This window comes from Komagataeibacter intermedius TF2, from assembly GCF_000964425.1.
Taxonomy (GTDB): Bacteria; Pseudomonadota; Alphaproteobacteria; order Acetobacterales; family Acetobacteraceae; genus Komagataeibacter; species Komagataeibacter intermedius.
The window spans coordinates 26,684-44,543 of the sequence record NZ_BANF01000033.1 but is presented as its reverse complement, the minus strand read 5'-3'; the positions used below and the strand labels follow the sequence as shown (position 1 = coordinate 44,543).

19 protein-coding genes and 1 tRNA gene are annotated in these 17,860 nt (G+C 62.7%); 11 read left to right on the top strand and 9 right to left on the bottom strand.

The annotated features are described in order from the left end of the window. Positions 1 to 325 precede the first annotated feature (325 nt). The gene (locus B7449_RS06670; protein WP_082084787.1) at positions 326 to 550 is read left to right on the top strand and encodes a helix-turn-helix transcriptional regulator; all 225 of its coding nucleotides are present in this window, start codon (positions 326 to 328) and stop codon (positions 548 to 550) included. A 334-nt stretch (positions 551 to 884) separates the two neighbouring features. Here B7449_RS06670 and B7449_RS24300 read toward each other — a convergent pair whose 3' ends face one another. Then, a complete protein-coding gene (locus B7449_RS24300; RefSeq protein WP_444699931.1) occupies positions 885 to 1,178 on the bottom strand; it encodes an integrase arm-type DNA-binding domain-containing protein in 294 nt (97 codons plus the stop codon). Positions 1,179 to 1,424: 246 nt separating this feature from the next. Further along, a complete protein-coding gene (gene guaA, locus B7449_RS06660; protein WP_039733395.1) occupies positions 1,425 to 3,026 on the bottom strand; it encodes a glutamine-hydrolyzing GMP synthase in 1,602 nt (533 codons plus the stop codon). A gap of 169 nt (positions 3,027 to 3,195) precedes the next feature. Here guaA and B7449_RS06655 point away from each other — a divergent pair, with 169 nt between their 5' ends. The 3 genes from B7449_RS06655 (at position 3,196) to B7449_RS06645 (ending at position 4,530) form a co-directional block, all read left to right on the top strand. After that, positions 3,196 to 3,582: a hypothetical protein gene (locus B7449_RS06655; protein WP_039733396.1), complete on the top strand. Its 387-nt coding sequence runs from the start codon at positions 3,196 to 3,198 to the stop codon at positions 3,580 to 3,582. A gap of 97 nt (positions 3,583 to 3,679) precedes the next feature. Beyond that, a complete protein-coding gene (locus tag B7449_RS06650; protein WP_039733397.1) occupies positions 3,680 to 4,186 on the top strand; it encodes an NUDIX hydrolase in 507 nt (168 codons plus the stop codon). Further along, positions 4,183 to 4,530: a response regulator gene (locus tag B7449_RS06645; RefSeq protein WP_039733398.1), complete on the top strand. Its 348-nt coding sequence runs from the start codon at positions 4,183 to 4,185 to the stop codon at positions 4,528 to 4,530. Before B7449_RS06650 ends, B7449_RS06645 begins: the two co-directional genes overlap by 4 nt. A 127-nt stretch (positions 4,531 to 4,657) precedes the next feature. Here B7449_RS06645 and B7449_RS06640 read toward each other — a convergent pair whose 3' ends face one another. Together B7449_RS06640 and B7449_RS06635 are read right to left on the bottom strand one after the other, a co-directional pair. Continuing rightward, positions 4,658 to 6,112: an ArnT family glycosyltransferase gene (locus tag B7449_RS06640; protein ID WP_039733399.1), complete on the bottom strand. Its 1,455-nt coding sequence runs from the start codon at positions 6,110 to 6,112 to the stop codon at positions 4,658 to 4,660. Next, on the bottom strand, positions 6,109 to 6,579 hold the full coding sequence (locus tag B7449_RS06635; protein WP_010513045.1) for an Lrp/AsnC family transcriptional regulator: 471 nt from the start codon (positions 6,577 to 6,579) through the stop codon (positions 6,109 to 6,111). The genes B7449_RS06640 and B7449_RS06635 overlap by 4 nt, the downstream gene beginning before the upstream one ends. Before the next feature lie 140 nt (positions 6,580 to 6,719). On the opposite strand from B7449_RS06635, the gene trxB reads away from it, so the two are divergent. Both trxB and B7449_RS06625 read left to right on the top strand, forming a co-directional pair. Beyond that, positions 6,720 to 7,676 carry a thioredoxin-disulfide reductase gene (trxB, locus tag B7449_RS06630; protein WP_039733400.1) on the top strand — a complete coding sequence of 319 codons (957 nt, stop codon included), beginning with the start codon at positions 6,720 to 6,722 and terminating at the stop codon, positions 7,674 to 7,676. Between the two features lie 106 nt (positions 7,677 to 7,782). Further along, complete coding sequence (locus B7449_RS06625; RefSeq protein ID WP_014104779.1) at positions 7,783 to 8,667, top strand: LysR family transcriptional regulator; 885 nt, start codon at positions 7,783 to 7,785, stop codon at positions 8,665 to 8,667. Positions 8,668 to 8,760: 93 nt separating this feature from the next. Here the strand turns inward: B7449_RS06625 and B7449_RS06620 are convergent, their stop codons facing one another. The 4 genes from B7449_RS06620 to B7449_RS06605 form a co-directional block, all read right to left on the bottom strand. Then, complete coding sequence (locus tag B7449_RS06620; RefSeq protein WP_010513042.1) at positions 8,761 to 9,057, bottom strand: integration host factor subunit beta; 297 nt, start codon at positions 9,055 to 9,057, stop codon at positions 8,761 to 8,763. A gap of 26 nt (positions 9,058 to 9,083) precedes the next feature. After that, positions 9,084 to 10,007, bottom strand: coding sequence for a signal peptide peptidase SppA (sppA, locus tag B7449_RS06615; protein ID WP_039733466.1), 924 nt, complete (start codon positions 10,005 to 10,007; stop codon positions 9,084 to 9,086). Positions 10,008 to 10,067: 60 nt separating this feature from the next. Continuing rightward, positions 10,068 to 10,544: a MucR family transcriptional regulator gene (locus B7449_RS06610; RefSeq protein ID WP_039733401.1), complete on the bottom strand. Its 477-nt coding sequence runs from the start codon at positions 10,542 to 10,544 to the stop codon at positions 10,068 to 10,070. Between the two features lie 223 nt (positions 10,545 to 10,767). Continuing rightward, positions 10,768 to 11,172, bottom strand: coding sequence for an ArsR/SmtB family transcription factor (locus tag B7449_RS06605; protein ID WP_039733467.1), 405 nt, complete (start codon positions 11,170 to 11,172; stop codon positions 10,768 to 10,770). A gap of 199 nt (positions 11,173 to 11,371) precedes the next feature. Between B7449_RS06605 and B7449_RS06600 the strand changes: the two genes are divergently transcribed. The 4 genes from B7449_RS06600 (at position 11,372) to guaD (ending at position 17,139) form a co-directional block, all read left to right on the top strand. Beyond that, positions 11,372 to 12,163 (top strand): sulfite exporter TauE/SafE family protein, encoded by a 792-nt coding sequence (locus tag B7449_RS06600; RefSeq protein WP_039733402.1) that lies wholly within the window; start codon positions 11,372 to 11,374, stop codon positions 12,161 to 12,163. Between the two features lie 44 nt (positions 12,164 to 12,207). Further along, positions 12,208 to 13,431 carry a UdgX family uracil-DNA binding protein gene (locus tag B7449_RS06595; RefSeq protein WP_039733468.1) on the top strand — a complete coding sequence of 408 codons (1,224 nt, stop codon included), beginning with the start codon at positions 12,208 to 12,210 and terminating at the stop codon, positions 13,429 to 13,431. Positions 13,432 to 13,537: 106 nt separating this feature from the next. Then, complete coding sequence (locus tag B7449_RS06590) at positions 13,538 to 15,745, top strand: FUSC family protein (RefSeq protein WP_010513034.1); 2,208 nt, start codon at positions 13,538 to 13,540, stop codon at positions 15,743 to 15,745. Between the two features lie 44 nt (positions 15,746 to 15,789). After that, positions 15,790 to 17,139 (top strand): guanine deaminase, encoded by a 1,350-nt coding sequence (guaD, locus tag B7449_RS06585; RefSeq protein ID WP_039733403.1) that lies wholly within the window; start codon positions 15,790 to 15,792, stop codon positions 17,137 to 17,139. Positions 17,140 to 17,160: 21 nt separating this feature from the next. On the opposite strand, the gene B7449_RS06580 is transcribed toward guaD, so the two are convergent. After that, positions 17,161 to 17,250, bottom strand: a tRNA-Ser gene (locus B7449_RS06580). 248 nt (positions 17,251 to 17,498) lie between these two features. Between B7449_RS06580 and rplU the strand changes: the two genes are divergently transcribed. After that, positions 17,499 to 17,813 (top strand): 50S ribosomal protein L21, encoded by a 315-nt coding sequence (rplU, locus tag B7449_RS06575; protein WP_010513032.1) that lies wholly within the window; start codon positions 17,499 to 17,501, stop codon positions 17,811 to 17,813. Positions 17,814 to 17,860 lie beyond the last annotated feature (47 nt).

Genomic DNA, 17,860 nt, shown 5'->3' with positions numbered 1-17,860 from the left:
GCGAGGAGGCTGATGGTATCCATGCCTTCACCGCTGGCCGCTCCCACTCCCTACGTCAAGAAAAACCGGCAATGGGTCGCTATTGGAGAAGTCTGACAGTTCGTTGAACGGTGGAGATGAAGACGTATTCCGACAATCTGCCAATCATGCGACAGGGCACACGAATCATGAAAAATCTGTCCCATCCGTCCCAAATATAGGCAATACACTTCCGTATAGCGACACCTGTTGGCGCTTATTACTGGAGCCAACAGGAAAGGTTAGACCAGCACGCCAGAGCCATATCGTCCCCCGGAGATCAATCCGTCGGCGCCAGGCGCATGAAATGGTGCCTCTGGCCGACAGTACAATGTACGAAATGGAACAATGCGATGAATTTCCGCGTCGTTTCCGTCTTTCTCTGCGCCGTGTCGCATGGAATCTGGCCGAAGTAAAAGCGTGGCTGGAAAACCGGCGGTCGAAACCGATTGCGCCGGCGAGAAGTCCCGACGCAAGACAGCGGCGGCTCTGCCCGATCAAAGGGCAGTATCCGGCCCAAACAAGGGCATAGATGGTGGGATCAGGTTAGGCACGTATTTCCCGCCTGCGATCCAGGCATCCACAGTATTCGACCATTCCTGCATCATATGACGCCGTTGTGCCTCGTAGTCTGCTTTGTTGTATACGCCTCGCGAGGAACGCCCGTCTTCATGAGCAAGACATTGCTCAGTCCAGTCGCTATTATAAAGCCCAATTCATTCAGAAGCGTTGATCACGTGCGGCGAAGGTCGCGATTGATGATGGTCCGACCTCCAAAGCAGGATTGGCAACCTTCTCTCCATGCAAAATGCCGAAAGTATAGATCTGCCTTACAATGTCCCGGGTGCTATCGGCCCTGACCACGGTCATTTCTCTCTCAGCCTGCCAGAACTTTTGGCCTCTCTGAGGCACCGTCTGTTGCGCTGCTTCCCAATCGCTGGCGAAACCCCTTCAGCAGGAATGCGTCTCGCGTCAATACACTTCTCCCGGGCACGCGCGGGCGATAATCCGCCTGGACCGTCATGCCCCAAACACACGGTCTCGCGCCGCCCATTCAGACGGTAATCCGTCCAGACGGACACCACGCCTTTTTCCATGACGGGGGCATACATCCCGTCACGGTCCGCTACCTTGTATTTTTTCTTTTTGGTTTCAACGATCTAATTGCAGCATCCGTCAGCATTGCAACGCCTCCGACCCGAAAATACCGTCACAGGCCTATCTGCCCATGACGGTATTTCCAGAATTCTCGACCGGCAAGCCTGACGACGTCCGTCAGGCATACCGTTAAAACCAACCTGTGCACACCGATAGCCTGCAATAGCAGACGACGATATTAACTTTTTATTTCAGTATGTTAGGTCGGGTTTGGGGAGGGAACTGGATACGTCAGGCTCCCTTGGAAATCATTCCCACTCAATCGTCCCCGGCGGCTTGGATGTAATATCATACGTGACGCGGTTGACCCCACGAACCTCGTTAACGATACGCCCGGCCACGCGGTTGAGGAAGGACATGTCGAAGGGATAGATATCCGCCGTCATGCCATCGGTGCTGGTAACGGCGCGCAGGGCGCAGGCGTAATCATATGTGCGGCCATCGCCCATCACGCCCACGGTCCGCACGGGCAGCAGTACGGCAAAGGCCTGCCAGATGGCATCATACAGTCCGGCCGAACGGATTTCCTCCAGGAAGATCGAATCAACACGCCGCAGCAGGTCCAGCTTTTCACGCGTGATCGCACCGGGAATGCGAATGGCCAGCCCCGGACCGGGGAACGGGTGGCGACCGACGATTGCTTCAGGAATATCCATTTCCCGGCCCAGTTCACGCACTTCGTCCTTGAACAGTTCACGCAGCGGTTCGACCAGCTGCATTTTCATCCGTTCCGGCAGTCCGCCCACATTATGGTGCGACTTGATGGTCACGGATGGACCGCCGGTAAAGCTGACGCTTTCGATCACATCGGGATACAGCGTGCCCTGCGCCAGGAATTCGGCGCCACCCAGCTTGGCGGCCTCTTCCTCGAACACTTCGATAAACAGGCGGCCAATGGTCTTGCGCTTGATTTCGGGGTCGCTCACCCCTTCCAGCGCATTCAGGAACAGGTCGGATGCATCGCGGTGGATCAGGTGGATGTTGAATCGGTCGCGGAAGGTACGAATGACCTCATCCGCCTCACCCGCGCGCAGGATGCCGGGATCGACGAAAATGCAGGTCAGCTGGTCGCCAATGGCCTGATGGATCAGCACGGCGGCGACCGACGAATCAACACCACCCGACAGGCCGCAGATCACCCGCCCCTTACCCACCTGCTGGCGGATGCGGGCGATTTCCATTTCGCGGAAACCCGCCATGGTCCACGTGCCCCGGCACCCCGCCACGCCATGCGTGAAATTGCGCAGCAGCGCCGCGCCATGCGGAGTGTGCACCACTTCGGGATGGAACTGCACGCCATACAGGCGACGACCTTCATCGGCGATGATGGCGAACGGCGCGCCCTCGCTCACGGCCACGGCCTGGAAGCCGGGCGGCAGTTTGGTCACGCGGTCGCCATGGCTCATCCATACCTGTTCACGCCCACCCCGCGCCCATGTGCCACGGAACAGGGCGCAGTCCTTTATGATATCGATATGCGCGCGCCCGAATTCACGGTGTTCGGATGTTTCCACCGTCCCCCCAAGCTGACGGCACATCGCCTGCTGGCCATAGCAGATCCCCAGCACCGGCACGTTCAGGCTGAACACCACATCCGGAATTGTCGGCGCGTCCTCGTCCAGCACGCTGGCCGGGCTGCCAGACAGGATGATGCCCTTGGGCGCAAAGGCACGAATCCGCTCGGCACTGCTGGAATACGGCCAGATTTCGCAGTACACCCCGCTTTCACGCACGCGCCGGGCAATCAGCTGGGTCACCTGGCTGCCAAAATCCAGGATCAGGATACGATCATCATGCAGGGATTCATCAAGTCCTGCCTCTGGGGCGGCGGTCTTCGCGGTCTCGTTCATCTTGTGTCTTTCGGTCGCGGCATTATCGATAAACTAGGCTTCCAGCATGAGCTGGCAACATATTGCAAGGGTGGGATAGTCTTTCCCGCGCAGATAGCACAATATATACGTGTTCAGGCAGGCCTGTCTTTCCTGTCGGCTGGACAAACCGGATCATAATGGCTGTTTCATGACTGCACGTTCAATCCTGCTGCTGGCGGGCGCCTGCCTTGCCTGCCTTCCCCCCGCCCCTGCACGCGCCGATGCACAGCACGACCCGCAGGGCCTGTGGACGGGCCAGCTTGTTACCGACAGGGGCAACTGCAGCATGGAAACCACCAACACCTCCACCCTGCAGATCGGGGCGAAACAGCTGACCTTCACCCCTGCCGACGGGTCGCTCGCGCTGGTTGGCATACCGGCGAAGGCTGCAACGCATTACCATGCCGAAGCCCTGGTCAAGCAGCCATCGGGCGCGCCCTTTCCCATGGTGTTTGAAGCCCGCCCCGAAGGCGACACCATGGTCGGCACATACGGCACCCCACGCTGCCGTGCACATATCGTTCTGAAACGATAGGGTTTTTCGTATCGACCATCCCTCTGTTCACGCAATCGGGAACAGAACGGTCCGATACAGGCATGGATGCCGGGCCACGATCCGATATATTCCCCATATGTCTGATAACATGACACTCGCTGGCGCTGTCCTGTCCATTGTGGTGCGCGATGGGCGCATGCTGCTGGTCTGCAGGCGCAACCCGCCCGATCAGGGGTTATGGGGTTTTCCGGGTGGCCGCATTGAATATGGCGAAAGCTATCTGGACGCAGCCGCGCGCGAACTGCGCGAAGAAACCGGCTTCGTGACCCATGCCGAAGGCACGCTGACCGCCTTCGACCTGATCGACCGCGACAGCGCGGGTCATATCCGTTTCCACTACCTGATCGTGGCGGTGAAATGCCACGACAATGGCTGGACAGATATCACGGCGGGCGATGACGCATGTGATACGGGCTGGTTTGACCTGGCGCAGGTACGCGCCAGTCCCGCGGCCTTCAGCCCCGGCCTGCTGGAACTGGGCGCGCTGGCCCTGTCCCCGCGTGGCATCGCCCCATGGCCGGTGGCGGCGCAGGTACGCAGCCCCGTCCCTCATTCCTCCCGGACCGAAAGCATCCCGTCATGACCCAGATTTCTGCCCTGATTGTCGAAGATGAGGCGACGATAGCGGAACTGGTCGCCACCATGCTGGATACGCAGGGGATCCACGCCACCATAAGCCAGAACGTGGCGGATGCGATGCAGCGGATCGAGAATGGCGACTTCTCCCTGGCACTGGTGGACCTGACCCTGCCCGATGGCGACCCGGACGGCTTCATCGCAGCCGCCCGGAAGCGGGGCTGCCATGTAATCGTGATGAGTGGCGATCCCGACCGGCTGGCTGGCTACGCGCCGCTGCCGCTGCTGGAAAAACCCTTCCGCATGAAGACATTGCTGGAGCAGGTCCGTCAGGTTGCCCCGGCAGCCTGATGTCCTGCACCCGCAGGGGGCAGCAGAAGCAGCACAAACAGCCGCCTGCGGGATTTTTATCCCGGCCTGCCTGAACAGCGCGCGCCGCTGACGGAATGTTTCTGGTGGCGCTTTTTCAAACAGCCGGTCATGGCGCAGAAAGCCGCACAATGCTGTCGCGCTGCGCTGGCAACAGGTCGGCACGCAGGGTGACGCGGTACAGGTCAACACGTTCGGCCACCCGCCCACGCCGTCCGCGCGCCAGCGTGCCGAGCGGATGGATGGATGTGAACACATCACGCTCAAAACCACGGCGTGGGTTACAGACCATGATGCCCGACCCCGACACATTATGCGGCAGGTTGAACAGCGCCCAGCGCGGCTCCATCCCAACCACGACCCGACCGGGCAGAACACGCGCCAGTTCCGCCGCCGTGCCATAATCGCATGCGGCAATGAAATCAGCCTGCCCCGCATGGTCTTCAATCCGGACGGCCAGATCCCGCCAGCCCGCCATCTGCCGCAATGCGACATCCGTATGGGCGGACAGAGGCAGCAGGCCGGACAAAGCCTGCATGTAAACCAGCGTGCCAATCACTACGCCGCCACCAACCGCCCACCGCCCCCAGCGCCACGCCACCGTGGCCGCACCCACCGCCAGCATGGGATAGATCACGACCGGCCAGTTCGCCTGCACACGGTCGCCTGTGGCATGCTGCACGAACACGCAGGCAGGCAGCAGCGTCATGCACGACAGCAGCGCCGCACCCGCATCCCGCCGCGCACGGCGCAGCAGGACAACCTGTCCCCATATGAAAAAGGCGGCGATGCCCGGCGTCATCAACCCAAGCTGCCCCGTCACCAGTTCAGTCAGGAACTGCAGTGCCCGCCCCGGATGCCAGTCCGCCGTGCGCCCCCCCTGCCGCACAAAGCTGGCCCAGCCGTGCCGCGCGTTCCACCATATCACGGGGGCAACGCACAGGGCCGACAGAACCGTTGCCCCCACAAGCCCCGGCACCTGCCGCAACGCCCATGCACGCCGGTTGACCGCCTGCATCGCCAGCCACAGGGCAATACCGGCAACGGGCAGGACGCCGGTATATTTGCTGTCGCACGCCAGCCCGGCGGCACCCCCCGCCACCAGCCACCAGCGCGCCCCGCCCCCCGCCACGACACGCCCCATGGCCCAGAGCAGCACGGACAGGAAGAACATCACCGGCATGTCCGGTGTTATCACAACAGACTGAATTGCCAGAGCTAGAGTCGCCTGTAACATGACACAGGCACGTATCCCCCCTGCCCGCCCCGCATCGGGCAGCAGGTCACGCACGGCACGGAACACGAAAGCGGATACCCCCGCCCCCGCCAGGACACCAACCAGCCGGACGCCAAGCGCGTCATCGCCGCCCAGCTTCATGCCCAGCCATATCCACCCAGCCACCATGGGCGGATGGTCCAGATAGCCCGCAGCGGGCGCGAACGCCCACAGCCGGTAATACGCTTCGTCAGGGGAAAGTGGCAGGATACCGGCCACAGCCAGCCGCACACCGGCCAGCAGCACAAGCAGATACAGCCACCACCGCGGGCTGTATCGCGCCGTCACACAGGCACGCCCGGACGGTTCAGGCTGGTGCGGATGGTCTGCAGCGTCTGCACCCGCACAACGTGCGGAGCCTCGGTCAACTGGCGGGTCAGCAGGTTTTCATGCGTCGCGTCCCGCGCCACCAGCCGCACAAGGAAATCCCCCCCGCCGCGGATCATGTGGCATTCGCGCACCTCCGGCCAGCCCGAGACCTGGCTTTCAAATGCCGACAGTACCGCTTCCTTCTGGCTGTCCAGGCCAATCAGCGCGAACAGCGTGATCGACCACCCCAGCCGGGTGCCATCCGTATCGGCATGGTAGCCGCGAATGACGTGATCTTCCTCCAGCCGCCGCATGCGGCGCAGGCATGGCGGGGCGGATATGCCCACGCGCCGCGCCAGTTCCACATTCGTCATGCGTCCGTCCAGCTGAAGCTCGGCCACAATCCGACGGTCAATCGCATCCAGATCAGCCATCCGTTCCGCCATGCCTGTTCCATCTTTCGCAAAGGGGCGGCTGTCACGCCCATACGCCGCAATAATGATGCCCTTCCTACTCCAACCCTTGCACGGACGCCAGTGGACGACCATACCAAAGGAAATTGTGACGATAGGGTTTTTCTGATCTCATGCCCCAGACGTGTTCTACCGACCTGCTTGTCATTGGCGCGGGTCCCGCCGGTTACACCGCCGCCATCTATGCCGCGCGCGCGAATCTTTCCCCCGTACTGGTCGCGGGCCTGCAGCCCGGCGGCCAGCTCATGATCACCACGGATGTCGAGAACTATCCCGGCTTCGCCAGGGGCGTGCAGGGGCCGGACCTCATGATGCAGATGGCCGAGCAGGCCGGCAATGTCGGCACCCGGCTTATGGATGACATCATCGTCTCGTGCGATTTCAGCCGCGCCGACGGAACCGGCCGCTTCTATGCCACCGGCGATTCCGGCACGGTGTACGAAGCGCGCAGCGTGATCATTGCAACCGGCGCGCAGGCTAAATGGCTGGGCGTGCCGGGGGAAAAGGAATTCCAGGGCTCCGGCGTGTCGGCCTGCGCCACATGCGACGGCTTTTTCTATCGTGGCAAGCGCGTGGCCGTGATCGGCGGGGGCAACACGGCGGTGGAAGAAGCCCTGTACCTGACCCATCACGCCAGCCACGTCACCCTGATCCACCGCCGCGACAGCCTGCGCGCGGAAAAGATCCTGCAGGACCGCCTGCATGCCAATCCCAAGATATCCGTCATATGGAACAGCGCGGTCGAACGCATTACCGGCCGCGGCACGCCGCCCGTGGTCACGGGGGCAGATCTGCGCAACACCGTGACCGGCGCGATTCAACATATCGATGTGGATGGGGTGTTCGTTGCCATTGGCCACGCCCCCAACACCACAATTTTCCGTGATGTGGTGGAGATCGACACAGACGGTTACATCGTCACCACGCCGGGCAGCACGCGCACCTCGGTTTCCGGCGTTTTTGCCGCAGGTGACGTGCAGGACAAGATCTTTCGCCAGGCGGTGACCGCGGCTGGCACCGGGTGCATGGCGGCACTCGAGGCCGAACGATTTCTTGCGTCAGGGCAGTAATGAATCAGGAAGAGTCCTTGACCTGCCCCTGCATTTCCTTCACCACAACGACTTAGTGTCATAACACTTGGCGCGCCTTTTATAGATAGCAAAGCGGAGTCAACGCGTGGACTGGGATAAACTCCGGATATTTCATGCTGTAGCCGAGGCAGGGTCCTTCACCCATGCCGGCGACGTGCTTAACCTGAGCCAGTCTGCGGTATCGCGGCAGATTTCAGCCCTGGAAGAGGCGCTGCAGGTCCCTCTTTTCCACCGGCATGCCCGGGGGCTGATCCTGACCGAACAGGGTGAGACACTGAACCAGACGGTTCGGGAAGTCTTCTCCAAGCTGGCCATGACGCAGTCCCTGCTGACGGAAAGCAAGGAAAAGGCGGCAGGCCGGCTGCGGGTCACGACCACGACCGGGTTTGGCACCTGCTGGCTGACGCCGCGGCTGCACCGGTTCATGGAAACAAATCCGGACATTTCGATCACCCTGATCCTGGAAGATAACGATCTGGATCTGGGCATGCGCGAAGCGGACGTGGCGGTGCGCATGCACCCGCCCCGCCAGCCGGACCTGATCCAGCGGCACCTGGCCGACTTCCCGCTGCCGATCTATGCCTCGCAGTCCTACCTCAATGATTACGGCACGCCCCGCACGCTTGAGGAACTGAACGCCCACAAGCTGATCCTGTTCGGGGGGTACCACCCGCCCGTGCCGCACATCAACTGGCTGGCTGAAACCGGCGTCCCGTCGGATGAACGTCGGCAGGCGCGGCTGGAGGTCAACAGCCTGGCCGCCATGGCGGGCGCGATTGCCGCCGGCATCGGAATCGGGTCGATCCCGCTTTATGCGGCGTCGCAGTACCCCAACCTGGTCAAGATCCTGCCGGAAGTGCCACTGCCCACGGTGGACGCCTATTTCGTGTATCCCGAGGAACTGCGCACATCCAAGCGCGTGGCCGTGTTCCGCGATTTCCTTCTGGCGGAAATCAACGCCCGGCACTGACACGCCAGCCACTGCGATTCCTGTATGAAAACACCGCGCCGGGTCTGACCCGGCGCGGTGTTTTTTATGGTCGATCATGGAAACCGGCCGGTGTCAGTCAACCGTCTGGTGAGAGCGGTTGACGCGTTCGCGCAGCTCCTTTCCCGCCTTGAAAAACGGCACGACCTTTTCTTCCACCGACACGGTTTCGCCCGTGCGGGGATTCCGTCCGGTGCGGGCGTCACGTTTCTTGACCGTAAACGCGCCAAAGCCACGCAGCTCCACCCGATCCCCCCGCATCAGCGCATTGCTGACTTCAGCAAAGATGACCTGAACAATACGTTCCACTTCCCGTATCGGCAGATGTGGACGGGCAGCGGCAAGTTCGGCAATCAATTCCGATCTGGTCATCCTGTTCCCCTAGCTTAAACAAGAAATTAAAGTTTCCAGATCGCAACGGCCCCGTCAAGCGCAGTACTTTCCTTCAACAGAAATTCCGCACCCGGCACACCGGACAGAAGCCCCGAAATCCACCGTCGCCAGTTGATCCGTGTGGCGGCAGGACCAATATCCGTCACCCGCACGGTATCGGGCAGGTGCGTAGCCCCGATCAGCCATTTGCGCGCGTCGTCCATGGACCCGATCTGGTCCACCAGCCCCAGCGAAACCGCCTGCTGCCCGGTATAGGGGCGACCATCGGCCAGTTGCCGGACACGGTCAACCGGCATATGGCGGTCCTGCGCCACGACATTCACGAAAAAACCATACAGGTCGGAAATCACGCCCTGCAGCATCTCCCGCCCCTCAGGCGAAAGCGGCTGCACGACAGAGGGCTGCCCCTTCATCGGGCCGGAGACAAGCTGGTCCACATGCACCCCCACCCGGTCCAGCAGGCCCGAGACATCCGGGGATTCCAGAATGACGCCAATGGACCCGGTCAGGGTGGAACGGTTGGCGAAAATACGGGCCGCCGGGACGGACACCATATACCCCGCCGATGCAGCGACCCCGCCCATGGACACCACCACCGGCTTGCGCCGGGCAAAGGCGGCCACGGCGTCATGCAGCACCTCGCCCCCGGTTACGGCGCCGCCGGGGCTGTTGACCTCCAGCACCAGCCCCCGGACCGAGGCGTCATCTGCCGCCTTTTTCAGGGCCTCGACATTATCATGCTGATCGGAGGGGATGACCCCTTCCAGCTTCAGGTGGACCAGATGCGGCGCGTGGCCACCCAGCCCGCCGGCACGGGCCATGGCCACGATGCAGGCAAGAACAAAAAAAGCCACGGCCCCGCCGCGCCAGAACATCCGGCGCCGACGCAGTGCGGTGGCATGCAGCAACATATCGGGATCAGTATCCATGATCATGCAATATCATGGATACCGCCCATACCGAAGCAGGACCAGAAAACGCGTGTACCCTTACGCCTTGCGGCGGCGGCGCGCGGGCCGGGAGGCCTCATCGCCATTGGCGGGCGCCGCGGCAGCGGCCGATGCGGCCGTGATCTTGCGGCCAAGGCCGATTTCACGTGCGAGGCTGGAGCGACGTTCAGCATAATTGGGCGCGACCATGGGGTATTCGGCGGGCAGGCCCCAGCGTTCACGGTACTGCTCGGGCGTCATGCCATAGGCGCTCTGCAGGTGGCGCTTGAGCATCTTGAGCTTTTTGCCGTCTTCCAGGCAGACGATGTAGTCGGGAAAGACCGAGCGCTTGATCGGCACGGCAGGCTGGAGTTTTTCAGGCTCTTCTGCCGGACGGCCAGCCATGGCCAGCGCCTGGTACACATTGCGTATCAGGTCGGGAAGCACATCCGCCGCAACGCTATTGTTTGAAACATGCGCCGACACGATCTGTGTCGTCAGTTCCAGACATGAAAAATCCTGCTCAGTATCAGACATAATTTATTCCGTGCCTCTATATTCAACCACACAGTCGCGACATCTTCACGAACCTTGATTTCAAGGACATATACTGCATTTTCAATAAATACAATACGACTCACCAGTCGGTGAGCCCTATTGTCTGGGGGATATATTATATAGAATACTTCGTCCTAAATAACGTCTTCGGGACATAATGTTCATTTTTGTACAAATTCATTGCAACATGTATCAATTCCGATCAGACATCGCCGCCGATACGTGCGAAACAGGCTGCTGCGCCGTCCCGTGTCATAACAGGGGAGGTTTTCTTCCTGCGCAATACACCGCTCAACTGTTCGGCATCAAACTCCGGACCGCAGGCCGCGCAGATCAGGCGAATACGCATTTCCTCCATACTATCCTTAATACTGTAAATGACCTGTCGGGCCTCCTTGCGCGTTATAACGATCTCTGCACGCCGAAGTTCCGCAAGCTGCTGGCTCAGGGTTGGCTGGCCAATGCCGGTTTCGGCTTCGATCTGGCCAACGCTCTTTTCCCCTTCCAGCAGGCAGGCCAGTACCATCAGCCGCTGCGGCTGGGCCAGCAGGCGTAGCCGCTGCACAAGGTTTTCTGCAATTTCACGTGTTCTGGGCAGGTTGTTCATGCCACGGACCCCCTTCGACAGTTCCAGGCGCCATCGTACCATATCCCCCACGGGGCGAACACAGGACAGGGCTTGATAAAATAGATACATAATATATTAAACAGATAAACAATTAGCGCACCCACCCCATCCGGGAGCAACCGCATGACTGACCGCGCCGCGCACGCATACACGGCCACACCGCCCGGCAGGGGCACGCATGCCTGACGCCATCCATACCCTGCTGGGGCTGTGTAGTGGTGGCGTCATCGGATTTACGCTGGGGCTGGTGGGCGGTGGCGGTTCGATCCTGGCCGTGCCGCTGCTGCTGTATGTGGTCGGCATTCCCGACCCGCACCGGGCCATCGGCACCAGCGCGCTTGCCGTCACCATCAATGCGCTGTGCAGCCTGGCCAGCCACGCGCGTTCGGGCAACGTGCGGTGGACATGCGCGGCCCTGTTTGCATGCGCGGGCATATCCGGCGCACTGGCCGGCGCCGCGTGCGGCAAGGTGATCAACGGGCAGCACCTGCTTTTCCTGTTTGCGATCGTCATGGTCGTGGTGGGCGCGCTCATGGCGCGCGGCGGGCGGAAACCGGGCCCGCAGGCGGGACAGGATACCCCGCGCCCGACAGTGCTACCTGTCGTGTCATACGGAATCCTGACCGGGTTCTGTTCGGGATTCTTCGGCATTGGCGGCGGCTTCCTGATCGTGCCCGCCCTGCTTGCCGCGACCGGCATGCCCATGCTCAACGCCATCGCCACGTCGCTGGTGGCGGTCTGCGCCTTCGGGCTGACAACTTCGGTCAGTTACGCGGTCGCGGGCATGGTTGACCTGCCCATGGTGGGCATCCTTGTCGCGGGCGGCATGGTGGGCAGCGCCGGGGGCGCCATGCTGGCGCGCCATCTGGGCCAGCACCCGCAGCGCCTGCGCATGATTTTTGCCTGGCTGATTTTTATTGTGGCACTCTACATGATGTGGCGCAGCGCGCGGGCCATGGGCCTTGCCTGACACCCGTGGCCGGCCACGCGCCGCCACGACCCGGAACCACGCCCATGCCACAGACCACCATAGTCCTTGCCCACCCGATCGACTTCGCACGCTGGCGCGCGGCAACCCGCGACCTGGTGACCCGGCGCGTGCCGCCGGACGAAATCGCCTGGCACGTCACGCCGGGCGATACCCCCGATGCAACGGCACCATCCCCGACCGGCCAGCCCTTCCGTATTCCGCGTGAAACCATGCAGCTGGCGGCGGATGTGGTGCAGTCCATGCTGCCCGACCGCTTCACCCTGGCCTATGGCCTGATCTATGCCCACGTGACGGGAACCGACATCGCACCATCCGACCTTGCGCGGATGGCGGGCGCGGCGGAAACCGTGCGCGCGGAAACCGTGCATTTGCGTCACGACCTGTTCACCCTCATGCAGCGCAGCGAGGGGGAGGACATCTGGCACGGCACGCTGGATGCCGCGACCCATGCCCCCGAAAGCAATGCGCGGTTCATGACGTTCCAGCTTTCGCTTGCGCCGTGGCGGCTGTCACTGCCGGGACGACGGATGGAGTGGACCGGCAGGGAACTGCTGCACGGGCACGATGACGCCGCGGCCGTCCCCCTTGCGTTCAACAGCCTGCCGCCGCCCGCCATGCCGCTGGTCACCGACCTCGACATTCCCCGCATCACCGCCCTGCCCGCCGTGGCGCTGGCGGCAAGAACGTGCCGGATCTGCCCCATGGCCCGCCGCGCCACCCAGACGGTGTTTGGCGAAGGCCGGAGCGATGCGCGCATGATGTTCGTGGGCGAACAGCCGGGCGACAGGGAAGACATCGCCGGGCGTCCCTTTGTCGGCCCGGCAGGACAGCTGTTCGATCGCGCCCTGCTGGACGCGGGGATCGAACGTGATGACGCGTATGTGACCAATACCGTCAAGCATTTCAAATTCCGCCCACGGGGCACGCGCCGCATCCATGAAAAGGCGGGGCCGGAAGAAATCGCCGCCTGCGCCCCGTGGCTTGCGGCGGAACGGCGGATCATCCGCCCGCATGTGCTGGTCATGCTGGGGGCCACGGCGGCGTCCGCCCTGCTGGGGCGCCATGTCACGATCGGCCGTGAACGCTCGCGCGCAATCACGCTGGAAGATGGAACGACCGGAGTCGTAACGGTTCACCCCTCCTTCCTGCTGCGCGTGCCTGATGAGGACGCGCGCACGCGTGAATATGCCCGCTTTGTCTCGGACCTGCGCCTGGCGGCCGATCTGCGGACCGCATCCCCGCCATAATCCCGCCACGAGGAAAGCCGATGCCAGATATGCACTAGCGACACCATTACGTGATGCAAAGATGCGTTATGGATAACGCGCCCCTTGTCGCCGGAAGCCGCATATCGTGCCTGCAGACCTCAATCTTCTGCCCTCTTTCATAACCCGTATTTTCAGCGGAAAACATTTCCCCACCCTGCGCGCGCCCGGCTACGCGCGGATGAGTGGCCTGAAATGGCTGTATGCCCCCACGCCAGAAGCCCTGGCCTTCGCGGTGCGCACCACGTTCGCGGCCCTTATGGCGCTGACCATCGCCATGTGGATGGAACTGGACGATCCCCCATGGGCGGCGATGACGGTGTGGATCGTGGCGCAGGGGTCGCGCGGGGAAAGCCTGTCAAAGGCGCGGTGGCGACTGGTGGGCACCGCCATCGGGGCGACCAGCGCGGTCATCCTTGTCTGTTCGTTTCCACAGGCGCCGTGGCTGTTCTTCCCCGCCATCAGCATATGGATCGGGCTGTGCTGCATGTGCGCGACGCTGGTGCGCAACTTCCGGTCCTACGCGCTGGTGCTGTCGGGCTATACCTGCGCCATCATCGCGCTGGCGGCGACGCGCGACCCCGACAACATCTTCATGATCACCATGTCGCGCACGTCCTACATCGTACTGGGAATCGCGTGCGAAACGCTGGTGGCGGTCCTGTTCGCGCACAACCTCGCCTCCTCCGCGCGGCGCAACATGCGCCAGAAGATCCAGATGGCGCTGGGCAGTTCGACAGATGCGGTGGCCAACCTGCTGGCGGGGGACGAGGCGGCCTTCATCCGTTCGCGCGCGCTGTTCGGCACGATCCTGAGCATCAATGACCAGATCGAGTTCAGTGAAGTCGAGATGGGCCCCCACGGGCATGAAGGCGACCATGCACGCGCGGCCCTTGCCGCCGTATCTGTCCTGCTGTCGCGCGGGCTGGGCATGATGGCGCGCATCAAGGCGCTGGGCACCACCAATGAACAGTTTACCGAAACGTCGCTGCTGACGCGCACCTTCCTGCTGGGCGTGCCCGCCCGGCTGGAGAACGATGCCGAGATCCCGCACATACAGCAGGACCTGCAGGACCTGCGTGGCGTGTGCCGCCAGCGTATCATCGACGCGCTGACCCATGAAATCAGCATGGCCCCCACATCCGAAACGCTGGAGGTGGACGACCTGCTGAACTGCCGCATCCTGCATAACGCGCTGGATGAACTGCTGGGGGAACTGGAGCAGGCCATTACGGAATTCGATGCCAGCCAGCACGAAATCCGTGGCGATCACTTCCATTTCCGCATCGAGGCGCACCGCGATTACAAGGAAGCCGCCTATAACGGCATCCGCGCCGCCGTGGCCATCGGCGCGTCCGCCCTGATATGGGAAGTGACGGCATGGGCCAACGGCATCGGCTTCATCACCATGGTCGCCGTAACGTGCGGGCTGTTCGCCACGCGTGAAAACCCGGTGGTGGGCACCATGAACTTCCTGCGCGGGGCGTGCTGGGCGGTGTTTGTCTCGGGCTTCCTCGTGCTGCTGTTCCTGCCACGGCCCGCGGAATTCGAAATGCTGGCCGCCGTCCTCGCCCTGCCCATGATCGCGGGCGGCCTTGCCGCGCGCAACCCGGCAACGGCGGGGGCCGCGGCATCGTACTGCCTGTTCCTGCCCAACCTTGTGGGGCCGGGCAACCAGACGCGACTGAACGAAATCGCGTATTTCAACGCGTCCTTTGCATTGCTGTGCAGTATCGGCTTCGCGGTGCTGATCTTCCGCGCGGTGCTGCCCTTCGATAATGATGAAGAACGCTGGCGCATGCGCAACCGCACGCTGCATGACCTGCGCCACCTGGCGTCCGCCCAGCCCATGCCGCGCACGCAGTCGTGGATCGGGCGCAATACGGACCGGTTCTCGCGCCTGATCCGCCATGCCGGTCCCACGCCCACACCCACAATCGAGGCCTACCTGCAGGGCACGCTGTCGGCCATGACCATCGGGCTGAACATCATCCGCCTGCGCACGGTCATGGAACGTGGCCAGCTACCGCCCGCGGCAAACCGCGCCATTGAACTGTTCCTCAGCCGCATGTCGCAGTTCAGCGGCCGGTACGGGCGCTTTGGCCGCACGGCGCGCGTGGCGCGCGGGGCAACCCGCAGCCTGCGCCGGCTGGAGGCGACGGAAACCAACATCACCTCGCGCATCGAGATCACGCGCGCCATTGCCTACCTGCTGGTCATTTCCTATGAACTGGGGGCCAATGCAGCTTTCCTTGATGCCTCCCAGCCCTATCGCATGACCGACGGATCATCATGACGCGTCCCTGACATGCGCCGGGCCTGTGGAGAACGGAGCCAACCATGACCCCTGCCCCAGCGCCCTCCGCCCCCGCAGCCCTGCGCGGGCATATCGTGACCTTTCGCGGCAACCCGTTCCTCATGCCGCCGCATGATGCGCTGGTGGACGAGCCCGACGGGCTGGTGATCATCGCCGGTGGCCGCATTACCCATGCCGGGGCCTATGACGACACCATCGTCCACCTGCCGCCCGGCACGACGGTCACGGATTACCGGGGCTGCCTGATTTCAGCAGGGTTCGTGGACACCCACGTCCATTACCCGCAGCTGCCCATGATCGCGGCATATGGCGAACAGCTTCTGGAATGGCTGGAACGCTATACCTTCCCCACCGAAAGCCGCTTTGGCGATGACGCCTACGCCACCACCATCGCACGGAAATTCCTTGGTGAACTGCTGCGCTGCGGCACCACCACGGCGGCGGTGTACTGCACGGTACACCCGCAGTCGGTCGATGCATTCTTTGGCGAATCCACCCGCCTTGGCACGCTGATGGTGGCGGGCAAGGTACTGATGGACCGCAACGCGCCCGACTACCTGCGCGATACGGCCCGGAGCGGGTATGATGAGTCCCGCCGCCTGATCGAACGCTGGCATGGCCGCAACCGCCAGCATTATGCCGTCACCCCCCGCTTCGCCCCCACCAGCACGCCTGAACAGCTTGAACTGGCGGCTGCGCTGCTGAAAGGCGACGATACGCTGTTCATGCAGACCCATCTTGCGGAAAACCGGGCGGAAGTCGCATGGGTGGCCGAACTGTTCCCCGACAGCCGGTCCTATCTGGATGTATATGATCGCGCGGGGCTGGTCCGCCCGCGCAGCGTGATGGGGCATGGCATCCATATCGATGAGCATGACATGTGCCGCTGCCACGAAAGCGGCTGCGCGCTGGCGCACTGCCCCACGTCCAACCTGTTCCTGGGCAGTGGTGCATTCAGGCTGTTCGACGCCATGGACGCCCGGCGCCCGGTGCGCACGGGACTGGGCACCGATGTAGGTGGCGGCACCAGCCTGTCGCACCTGCAGACCATGAACGAAGCCTACAAGATCGCGCAGATGACCGGAAAGAGGCTGCACCCGGTGCAGGCCTTCTGGCTGGCGACACAGGGCGGCGCACAGGCGCTGCACCTTGATGACCGCATCGGCACGGTGGCGGCAGGCATGGATGCGGACCTGTGCATACTGGACCCCAACGCCACGCCACTGCAGGCCCTGCGCGCGCAGATGTGCGACAGCACGGCCGACGTCCTGTTCACGCTCATGATGCTGGGCGATGACCGCAGCATCCGCGCAACCTGGGTGGGCGGACGGCTGGCGCATGACCGCGACAGCGGCGGCACGACAGGAATATAGGGAAAAACACACGCGATGCAGTGGCGGAGAGGGTGGGATTCGAACCCACGGTACGCTTGCACGCACAACGGTTTTCGAGACCGCCCCGTTCGACCGCTCCGGCACCTCTCCAACTGCACGCGGTGATGCAGCGGCTTATAGGGGCGTGCGCGGGGCTGCGCAAGGGGTCTTTTTTCACCCCCTGCGGCGAAGATAAAAAATATTGACCTGTGCCACTACACCCAGTAAAAGCCCGCATTCACCCCGCGCGGACGGGGAGCCGCTGCAATCGCGGCCAATAGAAAAAAGCGACTGGGCCGTGCCGCCTGCATCCATGACGATGCCGCGCACGCCAAGAGATCGGAAAGATAGATAAAGACATGTTTGCAGTTATCCGTACCGGCGGTAAGCAGTACCGCGTTGCCAAGGACGCCGTCCTGAAGATCGAAAAGCTGGAAGCCGAAGCCGGTTCCACCATTACGTTCGATCAGGTTCTGGCCGTTGGTGGCGAAGGCGGCACGACCATCGGCGCGCCGACCGTCAAGGGTGCGACCGTCACGGGCACCGTGATCGCGCAGGACCGTCTGGCCAAGATCATCATCTTCAAGAAGCGCCGTCGGCAGAACAGCCGCCGCAAGAACGGCCACCGCCAGCCGGTGACCGTTGTGCGCATCTCCGCGATCAACGCCGCCTGATCCCTCGCCCGGTCCCGACCGGGCAGGTCAGATCAGAGATTTCAGTT

Excerpts from the sequence above, each read along its gene's own strand:
- B7449_RS06670 (WP_082084787.1), top strand. The coding sequence starts at position 326 with ATGGTGCCTCTGGCCGACAGTACAATGTACGAAATGGAACAATGCGAT.
- guaA (WP_039733395.1), bottom strand. The coding sequence starts at position 3,026 with ATGAACGAGACCGCGAAGACCGCCGCCCCAGAGGCAGGACTTGATGAA.
- B7449_RS06655 (WP_039733396.1), top strand. The coding sequence starts at position 3,196 with ATGACTGCACGTTCAATCCTGCTGCTGGCGGGCGCCTGCCTTGCCTGC.
- B7449_RS06650 (WP_039733397.1), top strand. The coding sequence starts at position 3,680 with ATGTCTGATAACATGACACTCGCTGGCGCTGTCCTGTCCATTGTGGTG.
- B7449_RS06645 (WP_039733398.1), top strand. The coding sequence starts at position 4,183 with ATGACCCAGATTTCTGCCCTGATTGTCGAAGATGAGGCGACGATAGCG.
- B7449_RS06635 (WP_010513045.1), bottom strand. The coding sequence starts at position 6,579 with ATGGCGGAACGGATGGCTGATCTGGATGCGATTGACCGTCGGATTGTG.
- trxB (WP_039733400.1), top strand. The coding sequence starts at position 6,720 with ATGCCCCAGACGTGTTCTACCGACCTGCTTGTCATTGGCGCGGGTCCC.
- B7449_RS06620 (WP_010513042.1), bottom strand. The coding sequence starts at position 9,057 with ATGACCAGATCGGAATTGATTGCCGAACTTGCCGCTGCCCGTCCACAT.
- sppA (WP_039733466.1), bottom strand. The coding sequence starts at position 10,007 with ATGGATACTGATCCCGATATGTTGCTGCATGCCACCGCACTGCGTCGG.
- B7449_RS06610 (WP_039733401.1), bottom strand. The coding sequence starts at position 10,544 with ATGTCTGATACTGAGCAGGATTTTTCATGTCTGGAACTGACGACACAG.
- B7449_RS06605 (WP_039733467.1), bottom strand. The coding sequence starts at position 11,172 with ATGAACAACCTGCCCAGAACACGTGAAATTGCAGAAAACCTTGTGCAG.
- B7449_RS06600 (WP_039733402.1), top strand. The coding sequence starts at position 11,372 with ATGCCTGACGCCATCCATACCCTGCTGGGGCTGTGTAGTGGTGGCGTC.
- B7449_RS06595 (WP_039733468.1), top strand. The coding sequence starts at position 12,208 with ATGCCACAGACCACCATAGTCCTTGCCCACCCGATCGACTTCGCACGC.
- guaD (WP_039733403.1), top strand. The coding sequence starts at position 15,790 with ATGACCCCTGCCCCAGCGCCCTCCGCCCCCGCAGCCCTGCGCGGGCAT.
- rplU (WP_010513032.1), top strand. The coding sequence starts at position 17,499 with ATGTTTGCAGTTATCCGTACCGGCGGTAAGCAGTACCGCGTTGCCAAG.